This is a genomic window from Streptomyces sp. 11x1 (assembly GCF_032598905.1).
Lineage (GTDB): Bacteria > Actinomycetota > Actinomycetes > Streptomycetales > Streptomycetaceae > Streptomyces.
The window spans coordinates 3,592,568-3,607,423 of sequence record NZ_CP122458.1; the positions used below are offsets into that span (position 1 = coordinate 3,592,568).

Consider the following 14,856-nt stretch of genomic DNA (forward strand, 5'->3'; position numbering starts at 1 on the left):
CGCGTCTCGTCCGCCGCACGCCGTCCACGCGCGCGTGGCGGCACCTCTCGGCTCACCCGCACGGCCCGCGTCCCGAGCGCATCGCTCGGGGCGCCTCCAGGATGGGTGGCATGCCCCTCGCACCCCGACCGCGTGCCGTCGCCGTGACAGCCATCGCCGTGCTGCTGTCCGTGACGGCGGCGGGCTGCGGCGGTGCCGCTCCGGGGGACGACGGGGACCTGACGAAGCAGAAGCTGAGCTGGAAGACCTGCGAGGCGCCGTCCGAGTCCCAGGGCGGTGGCACCGCGCCCTCACCGCTGCCGGACGGCGACGGCTGGCAGTGCGCCACCATGAAAGCGCCTCTCGACTGGGACGAGCCCGACGGCGACACCATCGGCATCGCACTGATCCGGGTCCGGTCCAGCGCCTCCGGGAGCCGGCGCATCGGCTCACTCGTCTTCAACTTCGGTGGCCCCGGCCTCTCGGGGGTCAAGACGCTCCCCTCGTTCGGCGAGAAGTACGCGAAACTGCGTACCCGCTACGACCTTGTGAGCTTCGACCCGCGCGGCGTCGGACGCAGCGCCGGTATCCAGTGCGAGGACGACGAGGCACTCGACGAGTACTTCCAGCAGGACATGACACCGGACGACGCGTCCGAGCGGACGGAGTTCCTCGACAACACCAAGACGTTCAACTCCGCCTGTGAGGAGAACTCCGGCAGGACCCTCCCGCACGTCCCCACCACGGACGCGGCCCGCGACATGGACCTCATGCGCCAGGTCCTCGGCGACGACAAGCTCCACTACTTCGGCTTCTCGTACGGCACCGAGCTCGGCGGCGTCTACGCGCACCTGTTCCCCGAGAAGGTCGGACGTGCCGTGTTCGACGCGGTCGTCGACCCGACCCAGACCGCGGAGCAGGGCTCGCTCGGACAGGCCAAGGGCTTCCAGCGGGCGCTCGACAACTACGCCCGGGACTGTGTCTCCCAGGTGGCGGACTGCCCGGTGGGTGACACCGAGCAGGACGTCGAGGCCCGGATCGTCAAGCTGCTCGACGACCTCGACAGAGAGCCGATCCCCGGGGTCTTTCCGCGCGACCTGACCGAGACCGAGGCGCGGAACGGCATCGCCCAGACCCTCTACTCCCAGGATCTCTGGCAGTACCTGACAGCGAGTCTGGAACAGGCGTACGACGGGGACGGCCAGGTGCTGATGCTGCTGTCCGACTCGTTGAACGGGCGCAGCGAGAACGGCGAGTACAGCAATATCTCCGCGGCGAACGTCTCCATCAACTGCGCGGACGACAAGCCGCGCTACACCACCGAGGACGTGGAGGCGAGACTGACCGAATTCCGGGCGGCCTCGCCCGTCTTCGGTGAGTGGCTCGCCTGGTCCCTGCTCAGCTGCACCGACTGGGCGGTCGCCGGCGCGGCCGACCACCCCGATGTCGGGGCCTCGGGCTCGGCGCCGATCGTCGTGATCGGCAACACGGGCGACCCGGCCACACCGTACGAGGGCGCGCGGAGGATGGTCGAGGCGCTCGGGCCGGGGGTCGGAGTGGGGCTGACGTACCGAGGGCAGGGACATGGCGCGTACAACAGCGACAATGCCTGCGTCCAGACGGCCGTGGACGGCTACCTGCTGATGGGGAAGGTACCGAAAGACGGCACCGTCTGCTCGTGAACATGCAGGTCAGAACGTTATCCACAGGCCGTCTCGGCATTCCGGGCGGTCCGCATACCATGGCATGACCGTCATTCGGGACAACCGTCGGGCGGTGGAGCGAGAGGGGGGAAGTGCTCATGGCGCGTTTTCCACGGGGGGTGGCCCTGGCCGCAGCCGTGCTGCTGGTCGCAGGATGCAGCGGCGGCACGGACGACGGAGCCGACGACGAGAAGGAGGACGGCAAGGCCTCCGCATCCGCACCGGCGTCCGCGTTCGCGCCCGAGGAACTCGACTGGGGGCGCTGCGAGGCGACGTCGGAGGGGGCGGCGCCGGGCGACGAGTGGCAGTGCGCGACGCTGAAGGTGCCGCTGGACCACGCCGAACCGGACGGCGCGAGGATCGGGCTCGCGCTGATCCGCAGCAAGGCGACCGGCGACGCCGACGAGCGGGTCGGCTCCCTCCTGTTCAACTTCGGCGGACCGGGCGGCTCCGGTGTCTCCATGCTCCCGTCGTACGCCGGAGTGACGAGCGAACTGCACAAGCGGTACGACCTGGTGAGCTGGGACCCGCGCGGAGTGGCCCGGAGCGAGGGGGTGCGCTGCCGCAGCGACAAGGAGATCCAGGCGGGCGAGTCGGTGGACGCCACACCGGACGACGCGACCGAGGAGACCGCCTTCTTCGAGGACGCGGCCGACTTCGGCGCGGGCTGCGAGAAGGCCGCGGGCACACTGCTGTCGCACGTCTCCACCACCGAGACCGCCCGCGACATGGACCTCATGCGCCAGGTCCTCGGCGACGAGAAGATGCACTACTTCGGCATCTCCTACGGCACCGAACTCGGCGGCGTCTACGCCCATCTGTTCCCCGAGAAGGTCGGACGCCTGGTCCTGGACGCGGTGGTCGACCCGACCGCCGACACGGTGGGCCACGCGAAGAACCAGGCCCTGGGCTTCCAGCGCGCCCTCGACAACTACCTGAAGTCCACCGGCCAGGACCCCGAGGCAGGCACCCGGAAGATCGGGAAGCTGCTGGAGCGCATCGACGCCGAGCCGCTGGCGACGACGTCCGGCCGCGAGCTCACCCAGACGCTGGCGACCACCGGGATCGTCCTGCCGCTCTACAGCGAGCAGAGCTGGCCCACACTGACCAGCGCGCTCGACGCCGCGGAGGACAGCGACGGCACCGAGCTGCTGGCGCTGGCCGACGGGTACAACGAGCGGGACCCGTCGGGCCACTACGGCACGACGACCCACTCCCAACGGGTCATATCGTGCTTGGACCAGAAGCAGCGGCCGACTCCGGAGGAGACGAAGAAGCTGCTGCCCGAGTTCCGGAAGATCTCTCCCGTGTTCGGCGAGTTCCTGGGCTGGGACACGGCGGGCTGGTGCCACGACTGGCCGGTACCCGGTCTCACGGACTCACCGGAGGTGAGCGCCCCCGGAGCCGACCCCGTCCTCGTGGTGGGCAACACCGGGGATCCGGCGACACCCTACGAGGGCGCGCGGAAGATGGCCGGGGAGCTGGGCGAGGGCGTCGGTGTGATGCTCACCTGGAAGGGCGAGGGTCATGGCGCGTACGGCAGCGGCAGCAGCTGTGTCGACTCGACGGTGAACGCGTATCTGCTGGACGGCAGGGTGCCCAAGGACGGCAAGGTCTGCGAGTAGACCGGTGCGGCCACCGGCCTGCGGCTGTCCGGTGGGCAGCGCGAAGGGGCCCGGCACCCGTGGTGCCGAGCCCCTCCCTGAAAGGCGTTCGTCCGGTGAACCGGCCTGTTCGGGTTCGGCTAGTAGACCGGCTTGCTGGGCTCGATCTGGTTGACCCAGCCGATCACGCCACCGCCGACGTGGACCGCGTCGGCGAAACCGGCCGACTTCAGGACCGCGAGGACTTCCGCACTGCGGACACCCGTCTTGCAGTGCAGGACGATCTTCTTGTCCTGCGGGAGGGCCTCCAGGGCGGTGCCCATGAGGAACTCGTTCTTCGGGATCAGCTTGGCGCCCGGAATGGAGACGATCTCGTACTCGTTGATCTCGCGGACGTCGATGATCTCGATGTTCTCGCCGTCGTCGATCCACTCCTTGAGCTGCTTGGGAGTGATCGTCGAGCCGGCGGCCGCCTCCTGGGCCTCCTCGGAGACGACGCCGCAGAAGGCCTCGTAGTCGATGAGCTCGGTGACGGTGGGGTTCTCGCCGCAGACGGCGCAGTTGGGGTCCTTGCGGACCTTGACCTGGCGGTACTGCATCTCCAGGGCGTCGTAGATCATCAGGCGGCCGACCAGCGGCTCGCCGATGCCCGCGAGGAGCTTGATGGCCTCGTTGACCTGGATGGAGCCGATGGACGCGCACAGCACGCCCAGGACGCCGCCCTCGGCGCAGGAGGGAACCATGCCGGGCGGCGGGGGTTCCGGGTAGAGGCAGCGGTAGCAGGGGCCGTGCTCGGCCCAGAAGACGGAGGCCTGGCCGTCGAAGCGGTAGATCGAGCCCCACACGTACGGCTTGTTCAGCAGCACGGCCGCGTCGTTGACCAGGTAGCGGGTCGCGAAGTTGTCCGTCCCGTCGACGATCAGGTCGTACTGGCTGAAGATGTCCATCACGTTCTCGGCCTCGAGCCGCTCTTCGTGGAGGATCACGTTCACGTACGGGTTGATGCCGAGGACGGAGTCACGGGCGGACTCGGCCTTGGAGCGGCCGATGTCGGCCTGGCTGTGGATGATCTGGCGCTGCAGGTTCGACTCGTCGACCTCGTCGAACTCCACGATGCCGAGCGTCCCGACGCCCGCCGCGGCCAAGTACATCAGCGCCGGCGAGCCCAGGCCGCCGGCGCCTACACAGAGCACCTTGGCGTTCTTCAGCCGCTTCTGCCCGTCCATCCCGACATCGGGGATGATCAGGTGGCGGGAGTACCTGCGGACCTCGTCTACGGTGAGCTCGGAAGCGGGCTCGACCAGGGGTGGCAGCGACACGGGGACTCCGTTGGTCGGTCAATCACTACAGTTGTTCTCCCCGTAACACTGCCACGCCCTTTTTCATTCCGAGACACCCGTCCCAATCAGCGAGACGACTTCGTCCCAGTAGCCGGGCATCGTCTCCCAGGGGTCGATCCTCCCGTGGCGGTCGGTGCGGTCCGTGACGTAGATCGTGGCGGCACCCTGCCAGCGGGCGATCCGCAGCGCCTCGTCGAGGTGGCCGCGCGGGACGCCGTGGACGAAGTGGCAGAAGCGCTCGGGGGGATGGTCGGCGGTCCATTCGGCCACCTGCGACCACCGGTAGTCGCTCCAGGGGCCGGCGAAGGTCACCAGTTGGTCGGCGATCTCGACATACCCGGGATGCGGATGGGTGCCATGGCCGAGGACGACGTGGCCGCCGCCGAGGAGGGCACGGAGTGTGGTGACCGCGCGGCCGGTCTCGGCGAGGGAGCCGCGCTCGGTGGGACAGCGGTCCAGGAGGAAGCCGTCGACGAGGTACCAGTCGAGATAGCGGCGGGCGTCGGCGGCGATCTCGGCGAAGGCGCGCGCCCCGAAAGTCATGTCCACCCGGCCGAGGACCTGGACGCCCGCGTTCCGCAACCGTCCGGCGGCCTCCAGACAGTGCCGGTCGGGACGGGTGCCGGGGCCGTCGGAGACGTCGAGGGCAACCCAGTGCAAGGGGGTGCCGGGGCGGGTGAGTTCGCCCCATTCCAGTGGAGCGACGAGGGGGTGGGCATAGCCGGGGACGCCGATGCCCTGGCTTAAGCCGGTGCGGGCGATGCCCGAGGGGGCGGGGGTCAGATACGGCATGCCGCCTCCATCCAGATGTCGGCGAGGGACTCCTCCAGGTTGATGCGGGGCCGCCAGCCGAGCCGGTCGCGGGCGGTGCGCACATCGGCCTGCTGCCAGCTGCCGCAGCCGTCCGGGTAGGGGTAGGAGACGGGCACGGTGTGGTCGGGCTCGGGGCGGGGGTGGCCGATGGTCGACCTGAGGGGGTTGGGCGGGGCGTCCAGTTCGTGGAGGGCTCCCCCGTAGCCGGCGACGCGGGCGAGGACGGCCGCGGCGTCACGGAGGCGCACGGCGCGGCCCGAGCCGATGTTGATCACGCCTTGGGCGGCGGAGAGCGAGGCGGCGTGGACGGCGCGGGCGACATCGCGTACGTCGACGAAGTCGCGCTGGACGCCGAGGCCGCCGAGTTTGAGTTCGCCGTCGCCGGACTGCATGGCGCGGCGCATGGCTTCGGCGAGACGGCCGAGCGGGGAGCCGGCGGGCGTGCCGGGGCCGGCGGGTGAGAAGACCCGCAGGACCACGGCGTCCAGGCCGGAGCCGAGGACGAGTTCGGTGGCGGCGAGCTTGCTCACACCGTAGGGGCCGCCGGGGCGGGGCACGGCGTCCTCGGCGGTGGAGGACCCGGGCTGGCTGGGACCGTACTCCGCGCCGCAGCCGAGCTGCACCAGACGTGCCCCGCAGCCGCTGCGGCGCAGGGCCTCGCAGACGGTGGCGACGGCGACGGTGTTGTGCCGGGTGAGTTCGCGGGCGCCGCCCCGGGTGGCGCCCGCGCAGTTGACGACCACTCCGGGGTGGACGGCGTCCAGGAAGCGGGTGAGCGCGCCGGGGCTGCCGGTGGCGAGGTCGAACCGTACGTCGGCGTCGTCGCCGCGGCCGAGCGCGGTGAGTTGGACGGCCGGGTCGGCGAGCAGACGTTCGGCGACGAAGCGGCCGAGGTATCCGTTGGCTCCGATCAGCAGGACCCTCATCGGGCGGCTCCCGGGGCGGGCTCTCCGGTTCGGGTGGTGATCATCTGGCGTTCTCCTTATGGGGTGGTGCCGGGGGTGCTGAGGTGGCCCGCAGTGTCGGCCCCGCGGGAAGGGACGTCCGGGACGGAAGCCCCGTGCGTCGATCGGGCTCGGACTTCGCGTGGCGGTGTATGGCCGTGGTGCGAAGCCCGAGGGCGTCAGGTCGCCCCGGGGGGCAGGGCGTGGGCCGAGGCCCGGGTGAGCGTGCGGGTGGCGTGGACGAGCAGGGTGAGCGCGACGGCGCCGCACACGAGCGCGGGTACGGCCGCGGGACCCCAGGCGCGGGCGATCGTCTCGACGGGGGCGGCCAGGAAGGAGCAGCCGGGCAGGTGGCTCGCGAAGACCGTGCCCAGCGCGACCGCCTCGGCCAGCGCGGCTGCGCGGAGGGCGACCACCGGGGCCTGGGAGAAGCCGTGAGCGATGAGGAGACGCGCGAGCAGCAGGAGCGCCCCGAGGGCGGCGGCGCCCGCGTACTCGGTGGGCTCGTCCAGGACCGCCCCGCACAGCGCCAGCAGGGCAGCCAGGGCACCGAGGTGGAGTGCGGACACACCGAGGATCAGGGGCTTCATGGACTCCGCGAACTCCGCGAGGCCGCGGCTGTTGCTGAGTTTGCGGCGGGCCCGTGCGGAGAGGAGGTGGGCGCACCAGACGGCGGGAGCGCAGGACAGGGCGAGCGCGAGTACGGGGGCGACGGCCAGGGGCCAGAGGCCGTGGGGCCCGCCTGTGAGTCCGGCGGTGAGCAGGCCGTCGCCGAGAAGGGCATAGGCGATGAGCCAGCACGTCCAGGTGCGGGTGCGGCCCGCGGTGCCGGACGGTGCGCGCAGTGGACCCCGGTCGAGTGCCGCACGGAGGCCGAGCGCCACCGCGAGGGCGCCGAGGGCCGCGGCCACGAGACGGGGTTGGCCGTCGGTGAGCCGCACTCCGGCGACGCCCGCCGCGCACAGGGCGCCCGGCAAGAGGGCGAACACGGCCCAGCCACGGCGTGCGCCGGGCGCGCTCGGCACCGGCTCCCGCTCCGTGGGTTCCTCCCCGTCGCGCGACACACGTGCATACATCTCCTCGGCGAGCGAGAACACGTCGCGGTGCCGGAAGCGGGCTGCCGTTCGGTCGGTCACCCCGTGGGCCTCCAGCCCGGCGGCGATCTCCAAGGGGTCGACCGCCCGCTCGCAGAGTTCCCGGTGCCGGTGCATCAGGGCCTTCACGGGGTCCACGGCACCGCGCCGGGGAGCTGACCGGGGTGCGGCCTCGGGCGGGGCAAGGTCGTCGTCCACCCGGAGCGCAGGACCGGGCGGGGCGACGAGGTCCCGCGAGGCCAGGGGGTCGCCCGAAGTCACGGCCTCCGGCGGGAGCTTCGCATCGCACCCGTCCAGCCCGTCCAGTCCGTCCAGCCGCAGCTCGCTCATCGCGCCCCCTCCCCCGCGGGCACCGGCTCCCCGACGGCGGGGACCGACTCCTCGGCGGTGACAGCCGAAGGCTCCTCGACAGCCCGCACCGAGCCCGCAGCCGACGTGGCCGCCGCTGCCGCTGCCGCTGCCGCCTGAGCCGTGCGCGGGGCCGAACCCGTGGCCGCTGCCGGCTCCGTGGTCGCAGCCGAGGCCGTGGCCGCCGCCGAGGCCGTGGCCGCCGCCGAGGCCGTGGCCGCCGCCGAGGCCGTGGTCGCCGCCGAGGCCGTGGCCGCCGCCGAGGCCGTGGTCCCAGCAGCCGAAGTCCCGCCCGTCAGCAACGCCGCGTCCGGCCCCGGCGCCCGGCTCCGCCCAGGCATCCCGTCCCGCCCGGACAGCACGTCCCGGCCCGACGTCGTAGCCCGCACGGGCGAGCCAACCGCCCACCGTGGCCTTCCGACGGCACCCCCGCCCGGCCCCACCGCACCGGCGCCCGCCGCCGCGGCCGCCGAAACCCCCGCCCCGCCGGCAACCCCAACGACCCCGGCGACTCCCGCGACCCCAGCCACTCCCGCACCCCCGAGGCCACCCGCCATCGGGCGGGACTCGGTCCAGCGGCCGGGGACGTGGGACTCGGCAGGGGACCCGAAGGGCAGTGGTCCACCGGTGTCGTCGAGGACGATCCTGTGCACGGGGGCGTGGGAGACGATCTCCAGGTAGATGCCACGAAATGCCGCGACGTTCTGCTCCACCGTGAAGAGTTCGAGAGCACGGGCGCGGGCGGCCGCGCCCAGGCGCGCACGGCGCTCGGGTTCACGCAGGAGCGCCACGCACGCTTCGGCGAGCGCCCGCGGATTGCGCGGGGGGACGACGAGCCCGGTGCCGCCGATGACCTCCACGACCGCCCCCACGTCGGTGGAGACGGTGGGCCGACCGCAGAACATGGTCTCGACCAGACTGATCGGGAAGCCCTCGACCACACTCGACAGCACGACCACCGCCCCGGCACCGTACGCCTCGGCCAGGTCGGGAACGGCCGGGTCACCGATCTCCTCGAAGGAGACGGGGTGGTCGCCAACCGCGTGGACACCGTCCGCCTCGTCGGGGAAGAGCTGCGCGGCGAGGACCTTGCAGTGGCCCAGATAGGCGGTGGCCTCGGCCCCCGCGGCCGCTCCGACGATCCTGAGCCGCGCCCTCGGCTCGGCCCGCCGGACCTCGGCGAAGGCATGCAGCAGCGAGATCAGGTCCTTGGCGGGCTCGATGCGGCCCACCCACACCAGCGTGTGGGGGTCCGCGCACTCCGGCGACTCGCCCACCTCGGCGAAGCGGGCGGCGTCCATGCCGGGGTAGACCGTACGGATCTTGGCTCGGTCGGCGCCGCAGCGCTCCTGCCAGCGGCGGGCATGGGTGTTGCCGGGGGTGAGGCAGGCGGCCCGCCGGTACACCTCCGCCGTCAGCCGCCGGTGGAAGGCCGCGAGGAGCGCGCGTACCGGCGCCTCTCCCGAGGTCCCGAGGTAGTGCGCCCGTAGCGGCACGCCGTACTCGGTGACCAGGAGCGGCACCCCGTGGAAGTGACGGGCCAACAGTCCGGGCAGCGCGGCCGACCCGCCCGCCGCCGCATGGCACAGGTCGACGGCGCCGAGCCCGTCGTCCTCGTACCAGTCGAGCGAGAGGGGGCGCAGGGCGCGTTCGAGATGCGAGGCGACCGTCAGCAGATCCGGGACGCGAGCCTCGCGCGCCCCTCGCAGTGCGCCCGGCGCGCGACAGGCGCGCTCCAGCGTGCGGACGGCGGCCTCGGAACGCAGCGCGCCGACGAGTCCGCCCTCGTCCCGGGCCAGTTCGGCAAGCCCGTACAGCGCGTTGCCGAAACGGTCCGCCTCAGCACCGGCCGCACCATCGAGACCATCCACGGCGGGACCGTCGAGGCCCTTCGCGACCGCCCCTTCGAGGACCGTTCCGGTCACACCTCCGATCCCGCCCGCAGTTCCGACCCCGCCCGCTCCGCCGGCTCCCCCCGAACAGACAGCCGCCACCAGCTCCCCGTACGCCTCAGCGAAGCGCCTTCGCGCGCGTCGGCCATGGACGATCCCGTCGTCCTCGGCCGTCCACAGCGGGGCCGTGCGGACCCGGCGGACCTGTGGCGGCAGCGGGATCCAGCCCTCGTCCTCCTGCCGCTCGCTCCGGCTGAGCGCGTAGACGTCGAACTCGTGTCGCTCCAGCCCACGTACGAGTCGGTCGCACCAGAGCCTGGCGTCACCGCTCACATACGGATAGCCACCCTCCGTAAGCAGTCCGATGCGCACGCGTGCACCCCCGATCTCCCGTTTGAGGAGCCGCCGTTCGCCCGGCGGCCCGCAGCGGGACGAACGTATGCGGACAAGGCGGTGGCGCGACGGACGGTTGTCCATCACGCCACCAAAAGGGGTGAACGGTCGTAACTTTCGCTAGCGGTACGCGTTTTGTCGCGCTAAGAGATCACTTGGTCACTCCGCGTCGAACGACGACACGGAGTGACCCGTCAACTCCCCGGGTAGGGCCAGGGATTGGCCTTGCATGTGATCCCGCCGAAGGTCAGGAACTTGCTCTGCTGCTGCATGACCGGCGCGAGTTCGCCGTTCTTGTCGCAGGTCTCATGGTCGTAGCCGAGACGGTGACCGATCTCGTGATTGATCAACATCTGTCGGTACGCGCGCATCTCGTCGCCGTACGTCTCAGCGCCCTGCGCCCAGCGGTACGCGTTGATCATCACGCGCTCGGTGGCGGCCGAGTCGCAGGACACGTTGTCCACGGTGGTGTCGAGGCCCGACTTGGCGCACCAGATCGCGGTGGTACCCGGGCTCGCGAGCGTGATCACGAAGTCGGGGGCCCCCGAGGAGATCCGCTCGAACGTACGGCCGCCGCCGTGGGCCCAACTGCGGTCGTCGTTCAGGGTCTTCTGGACGGCCTCGGCGAACAGCTCCGCTTCGAGTCCCAGGCCCTTCTCGACGTCGACCCGGTAGCGGTACTTCTGTCCCGTCCCCGGCGCCTTGTCGAGGCCCCTGACCGCCTCGAACTTTCCGCCGCCCTCCAGATCCGCGGCAAGCGGGTACTTCTTGTCCATCTTCTGGTCGTACGACAGCGGGGTCGCGGTCGGGCTGGGAGAAACAGGAGGGGTGGGCCGGTTGTCGCTGCGCGAGGCGTCGCGCACGGCACGGTCGCCTGCGTCAGCGGCCTGCGGCTGCCGAGTGACGGTGTCGTCCTCCCCGACGGCCATCTGCCCGCCCACGACGACCACGAGCACGGTGGTGACCGCGGCCGCCGCGATCCCGGTGAACGCCCGCCCCTTGCCACCCTTCGCCGTCCCCGCGGCCCCGGTCCCGTCGCCCGGCGGCCGCTCGTGCGGCGGCTCTTGCGGCGACCGCCCGCGCGGCGGTTGCTCCTGCGGAGCCGTCTCGGCCCAGCCGTCGTCGGCACCCGGCGCGCCACGATGGGTCCGGCCGGGTGCGAAGACGTCGTCGACCTCGTCGAAGGCGTCCAGATAAGCCTGGCGGGGGCCACCGGGGGGCATGGTCTCCTGCCGCTGCCGGGGAATGGGGATACGACGGCCCGAACCCTCCGGAGGCACGCCGTACGGGGCGCCATGGGGTGACGCCTCGCCCGGCCCACCATACGGAGCCCCCGCGGGCGGCCCCTGCGCCACGCCGTGTCCGACACCCGGCCCGCGCCGACCACCACCCAAGTGGCCCCAACCCCCGCCCGCTTCACGCTGCTCGGGGTGCTCCCCACGACTCGACGGACGACCGCCGTCCTCGGCACCGTCCGAAAGACGCGGGAAGCCGTGCGCGGGCGTGCCGTCGGGGAGGCGAGGAAAACCGTGCGCCGGGGTGCCGTCCGCGTATCGCGGTACGCCGTGTGCCGGTGTGCCGTCGGGCAGACGCGGGAAGTCGTGCGCGGGCGTGCCGCCGGCGAAACGCACCCCCTGCTGCCCGGGCGCACCACCACCGAACCGCGGCGCGCCCTGCTGCCCAGGCCCACCACCGCCGAATCCCGGCCTGTCCTGACCCGGTAGACCCTGCCCCGGAAGCCCTTGCCCCGACGTTGTGTCGTACCCGTACCCCGGGCCCCGGGTCCGCGCGCCTCGGGGCTCCTCCGCGCCGGGCACTCGCGGAGGCGCCGCCGCGCGGTCGCCCGGCCCGGCGGACGTCGCCGTCCCGGCTGTCCTTATATCGACATCACTTGTGTCGCCTCTCGGCGCCCGCCCCTTGCGGCTGTGCCGTCCCACGCCGCGCCTCAGCTCCCCACGCCGGGTGAGCCCTTGGGCGGCCCTTCGGCGACCGCGTCGCCGTCGTCGGCACCGACCGAGCCACCGCCACTCACCGAACCACCCTCACCCGAAACACCGACCGACCCCGAAGACGAACCCGCAGACGAGGCACCCACCAGACCAGAACCCGCCGGCTGCGAACCCGATGGTTCCTCACCCACCGGCTCCACATCCGCCCCGCCCCGCGACCGCCCCGCATCCGCGAGAAGCTCACGGAACGCGGCGGCCACCGCCTCCGGGTACTCCATCATCGCCACGTGCCCCGCGTCCGGCAGGGAGACGAGGCGGGAGTCGCGGAAGGAGCGGGCCGCGCGCTGGGCCATGCGGTAGCCGACGAGCTGATCGCGTCGGCCGTAGACAAGGAGGGTCGGGGCGAGGACCCGCTCCGCCTGGCGCCAGAGCGAGTGCTGACCGCCCAGAGTGTAGGCGTCCACGAGCCCCCGCGCCGAACGCGTCAACGCGTCCCACATGTACGGCAGTTGGAGGCGCCGCTCCATCTCCTCCACGGCGTTGCGGAAGCTCTCCTCCGTGACCCGGCCCGGGTCGCCGTAACAGAGCGCGGTGACGCCCCGTACGCGCTGCTCGGCGCTCCAGCCCTTGGTGAAGCGGGTGAAGAGCGCCGAGATGCCCGGCAGCGCGAGCATCGCCGTCGGCACGGCGGTCCGCTGCACGCGGAGCTCCGGCAGGGCCGGCGAGACGAGCGTCAGGGTGCGCACCAGATCGGGGCGCAGGGCGGCGACGCGGGTCGCGATCGCGCCGCCGAGGGAGTTGCCGAAGAGGTGCACGGGGCCACGCCCGGCGGAGTCGAGGTAACGGATGACCGCGCGGGTGTGTCCCGTGACGGAGTAGTTGCCGTCGTCCGGCGGCGGCGAGTCGCCGAAGCCGGGCAGGTCGAGCGCCTCGCTGTCGACGAGCCCGTCGAGCAGCGGCATCAGCGCGGACCAGTTCTGCGAGGAGCCGCCCAGGCCGTGCACGTACAGGGCGGGCGGCAGCCCTTCGCGCGCGGGCGGTCTCGACCGCACCGACAGCGTGATCCCCGGCAACCGGACCGGCCTCAGCCGCTCGCCGGGGGCCACGCGCACGGCACTCGCCTTCGGCGATGCGGTGGCGCTCAGCAGGGACGGGAGCTCGGTCGAAGACATGCGGGCAATGTTACGAGACGATCACGCAGTGACTCATGTGTTCGCCGTCACAGGACACACCGCAAATCAGCCACTTCTCACGGGGTACCGGGCACGAAGCACTCGCCGCCGACCCGGCGGTGGGCTCACCGCCCCGAACCGCATCGCACCGGATCGACCGCGTAGCGCCGCGATGACCTGTCTCCTAGGCTCGGAGACGTGCTCGCAGAAGCGCTCGGAGCATGCCCGGGGACGGGCTCGCAAGCGCTCTCACGGACAGGCCCGTGAGCCATACGCACGACCAGGCTCGCGAGCCGCCACAAGGCAGGCCCGTGACAGCGCATCCGGTCTCGCGAAGAGGGCACCCGTACGTGGCCCCCGCCGCCGTCGGGACCTTCCGGCGGCACCAGGGCAGCAGCAGGAAGGGGAACCCACGATGGCCGTAGATCCGACCGATCCCGACACCTTCGTCGAGGAGGAGGACTCCGTGGAGTTCGACGACGTGGAGGCCCCCGAGGCCGATGCCGCCGAGCAGCACGCCGAGGTCGCCCCGCACCAGGACGACCCGTTGACCGACGTCGACCCGGACGCGGCCAACGAGGCCGATCTGGCGGAGCAGGCCCGCGTGGTCTCCCTGGACGAGGACGACTACCGGTAACCCGATCCTCACCAGGGACGACGACCGGTGACGAGAAAGGGCTTCCTCCTGTCCGCCCTACCCCTGTTTGACATGGTTGGCGGCACTTTCCCCGCTGTCCGGTCCGTGAAATTCTGCGCTCGCACCGCGCACACCCGGGTTACCGAAAAGTACGATGGCGGCGCGGCGCACACCGCATGTGGACGATCTTGGGAGGCGGCGTGACAGCCATCGAGCAGACAGAGGCGGCGCGCCCGCGGGGCACACGCCTGCCGCGCCGAGCCCGACGGAACCAGTTGCTGGGCGCCGCCCAGGAAGTCTTCGTGGCCCAGGGCTATCACTCGGCCGCGATGGACGACATCGCCGAGCGCGCCGGAGTCAGCAAGCCGGTGCTCTACCAGCACTTCCCCGGCAAGCTCGACCTCTACCTGGCCCTGCTGGACCAGCACTGCGAGTCGCTGATCCAGGCCGTGCGCAGCGCGCTGGCGTCGACGACGGACAACAAGCAGCGGGTCCGGGCGACGATGGACGCCTACTTCGCGTACGTCGAGGACGAGGGCGGCGCCTTCCGGCTGGTCTTCGAGTCCGACCTGACGAACGAGCCCGCCGTGCGCGAGCGCGTCGACAAGGTCACCAACGAGTGCGCCGAGGCGATCTGCGACGTCATCGCGGAGGACACCGGCCTCTCCCGCGCGGAGTCGATGCTCCTCGCCTCGGGTCTGGGCGGCCTCTCCCAGGTGGTGGCGCGGTCGTGGCTGCACAGCGACCGCAGCGTCCCGCGCGAGCAGGCGGTCCAGCTGCTGGCCTCGCTGGCCTGGCGCGGTATCGCGGGCTTCCCGCTGCACGGCATCGACCAGCACTGACCCCACGGGTCGGCGGGCCACTCCCTGGTTCGGGGATTTGTTCCCGCCCCCTGTTCGCTCCTGGCGTTCTCAGGCGGAGCGTGTACGTCCCCTCACCGGGCTAATGTGTGCTGCGTACGGCGCGGAAGCCCGCGCATTTCACTGAC

12 protein-coding genes are annotated in these 14,856 nt (G+C 72.0%); 5 read left to right on the plus strand and 7 right to left on the minus strand.

What is annotated here, in order from left to right; genetic code table 11:
- Window positions 1-110: 110 nt before the first annotated feature.
- Both P8T65_RS15500 and P8T65_RS15505 read left to right on the plus strand, forming a co-directional pair.
- Window positions 111-1,661, plus strand: coding sequence for an alpha/beta fold hydrolase (locus tag P8T65_RS15500; RefSeq protein WP_316725955.1), 1,551 nt, complete (start codon window positions 111-113; stop codon window positions 1,659-1,661).
- A gap of 119 nt (window positions 1,662-1,780) precedes the next feature.
- Window positions 1,781-3,307: an alpha/beta hydrolase gene (locus tag P8T65_RS15505; protein WP_316725956.1), complete on the plus strand. Its 1,527-nt coding sequence runs from the start codon at window positions 1,781-1,783 to the stop codon at window positions 3,305-3,307.
- A 119-nt stretch (window positions 3,308-3,426) separates the two neighbouring features.
- Here the strand turns inward: P8T65_RS15505 and moeZ are convergent, their stop codons facing one another.
- The 6 genes from moeZ to P8T65_RS47265 form a co-directional block, all read right to left on the minus strand.
- Window positions 3,427-4,605 (minus strand): adenylyltransferase/sulfurtransferase MoeZ, encoded by a 1,179-nt coding sequence (gene moeZ, locus P8T65_RS15510; protein ID WP_184899170.1) that lies wholly within the window; start codon window positions 4,603-4,605, stop codon window positions 3,427-3,429.
- Between the two features lie 63 nt (window positions 4,606-4,668).
- A complete protein-coding gene (locus tag P8T65_RS15515) occupies window positions 4,669-5,418 on the minus strand; it encodes a spherulation-specific family 4 protein (RefSeq protein ID WP_316725957.1) in 750 nt (249 codons plus the stop codon).
- Window positions 5,406-6,365, minus strand: a complete 960-nt coding sequence (locus P8T65_RS15520) for an NAD-dependent epimerase/dehydratase family protein (RefSeq protein ID WP_316725958.1) — start codon at window positions 6,363-6,365, stop codon at window positions 5,406-5,408. Before P8T65_RS15520 ends, P8T65_RS15515 begins: the two co-directional genes overlap by 13 nt.
- Before the next feature lie 197 nt (window positions 6,366-6,562).
- Window positions 6,563-7,594, minus strand: coding sequence for a hypothetical protein (locus tag P8T65_RS15525; protein WP_399103097.1), 1,032 nt, complete (start codon window positions 7,592-7,594; stop codon window positions 6,563-6,565).
- Window positions 7,595-7,803: 209 nt separating this feature from the next.
- Entirely contained in the window at window positions 7,804-10,089 is a 2,286-nt protein-coding gene (locus tag P8T65_RS15530) for a DUF3492 domain-containing protein (RefSeq protein ID WP_316725960.1), read from the minus strand.
- Between the two features lie 215 nt (window positions 10,090-10,304).
- Entirely contained in the window at window positions 10,305-11,333 is a 1,029-nt protein-coding gene (locus tag P8T65_RS47265) for a DUF3152 domain-containing protein (protein WP_399098985.1), read from the minus strand.
- A 171-nt stretch (window positions 11,334-11,504) separates the two neighbouring features.
- Between P8T65_RS47265 and P8T65_RS47270 the strand changes: the two genes are divergently transcribed.
- Window positions 11,505-11,834 (plus strand): hypothetical protein, encoded by a 330-nt coding sequence (locus tag P8T65_RS47270; protein WP_399098987.1) that lies wholly within the window; start codon window positions 11,505-11,507, stop codon window positions 11,832-11,834.
- A gap of 221 nt (window positions 11,835-12,055) precedes the next feature.
- On the opposite strand, the gene P8T65_RS15540 is transcribed toward P8T65_RS47270, so the two are convergent.
- Window positions 12,056-13,231 carry an alpha/beta hydrolase gene (locus tag P8T65_RS15540; RefSeq protein ID WP_316725962.1) on the minus strand — a complete coding sequence of 392 codons (1,176 nt, stop codon included), beginning with the start codon at window positions 13,229-13,231 and terminating at the stop codon, window positions 12,056-12,058.
- 415 nt (window positions 13,232-13,646) lie between these two features.
- Between P8T65_RS15540 and P8T65_RS15545 the strand changes: the two genes are divergently transcribed.
- Both P8T65_RS15545 and P8T65_RS15550 read left to right on the plus strand, forming a co-directional pair.
- On the plus strand, window positions 13,647-13,868 hold the full coding sequence (locus tag P8T65_RS15545) for a hypothetical protein (RefSeq protein ID WP_316725963.1): 222 nt from the start codon (window positions 13,647-13,649) through the stop codon (window positions 13,866-13,868).
- Between the two features lie 200 nt (window positions 13,869-14,068).
- The gene (locus P8T65_RS15550; protein WP_316725964.1) at window positions 14,069-14,710 is read left to right on the plus strand and encodes a TetR/AcrR family transcriptional regulator; all 642 of its coding nucleotides are present in this window, start codon (window positions 14,069-14,071) and stop codon (window positions 14,708-14,710) included.
- Window positions 14,711-14,856: the final 146 nt, after the last annotated feature.

Bases quoted from the DNA above. Each gene is read 5' to 3' on its own strand.
- P8T65_RS15500 (WP_316725955.1), top strand. From the start codon at position 111: ATGCCCCTCGCACCCCGACCGCGTGCCGTCGCCGTGACAGCCATCGCC.
- P8T65_RS15505 (WP_316725956.1), top strand. From the start codon at position 1,781: ATGGCGCGTTTTCCACGGGGGGTGGCCCTGGCCGCAGCCGTGCTGCTG.
- P8T65_RS15515 (WP_316725957.1), bottom strand. From the start codon at position 5,418: ATGCCGTATCTGACCCCCGCCCCCTCGGGCATCGCCCGCACCGGCTTA.
- P8T65_RS15520 (WP_316725958.1), bottom strand. From the start codon at position 6,365: ATGAGGGTCCTGCTGATCGGAGCCAACGGATACCTCGGCCGCTTCGTC.
- P8T65_RS15525 (WP_399103097.1), bottom strand. From the start codon at position 7,594: ATGCACCGGCACCGGGAACTCTGCGAGCGGGCGGTCGACCCCTTGGAG.
- P8T65_RS47265 (WP_399098985.1), bottom strand. From the start codon at position 11,333: ATGCCCCCCGGTGGCCCCCGCCAGGCTTATCTGGACGCCTTCGACGAG.
- P8T65_RS15540 (WP_316725962.1), bottom strand. From the start codon at position 13,231: ATGTCTTCGACCGAGCTCCCGTCCCTGCTGAGCGCCACCGCATCGCCG.
- P8T65_RS15545 (WP_316725963.1), top strand. From the start codon at position 13,647: ATGGCCGTAGATCCGACCGATCCCGACACCTTCGTCGAGGAGGAGGAC.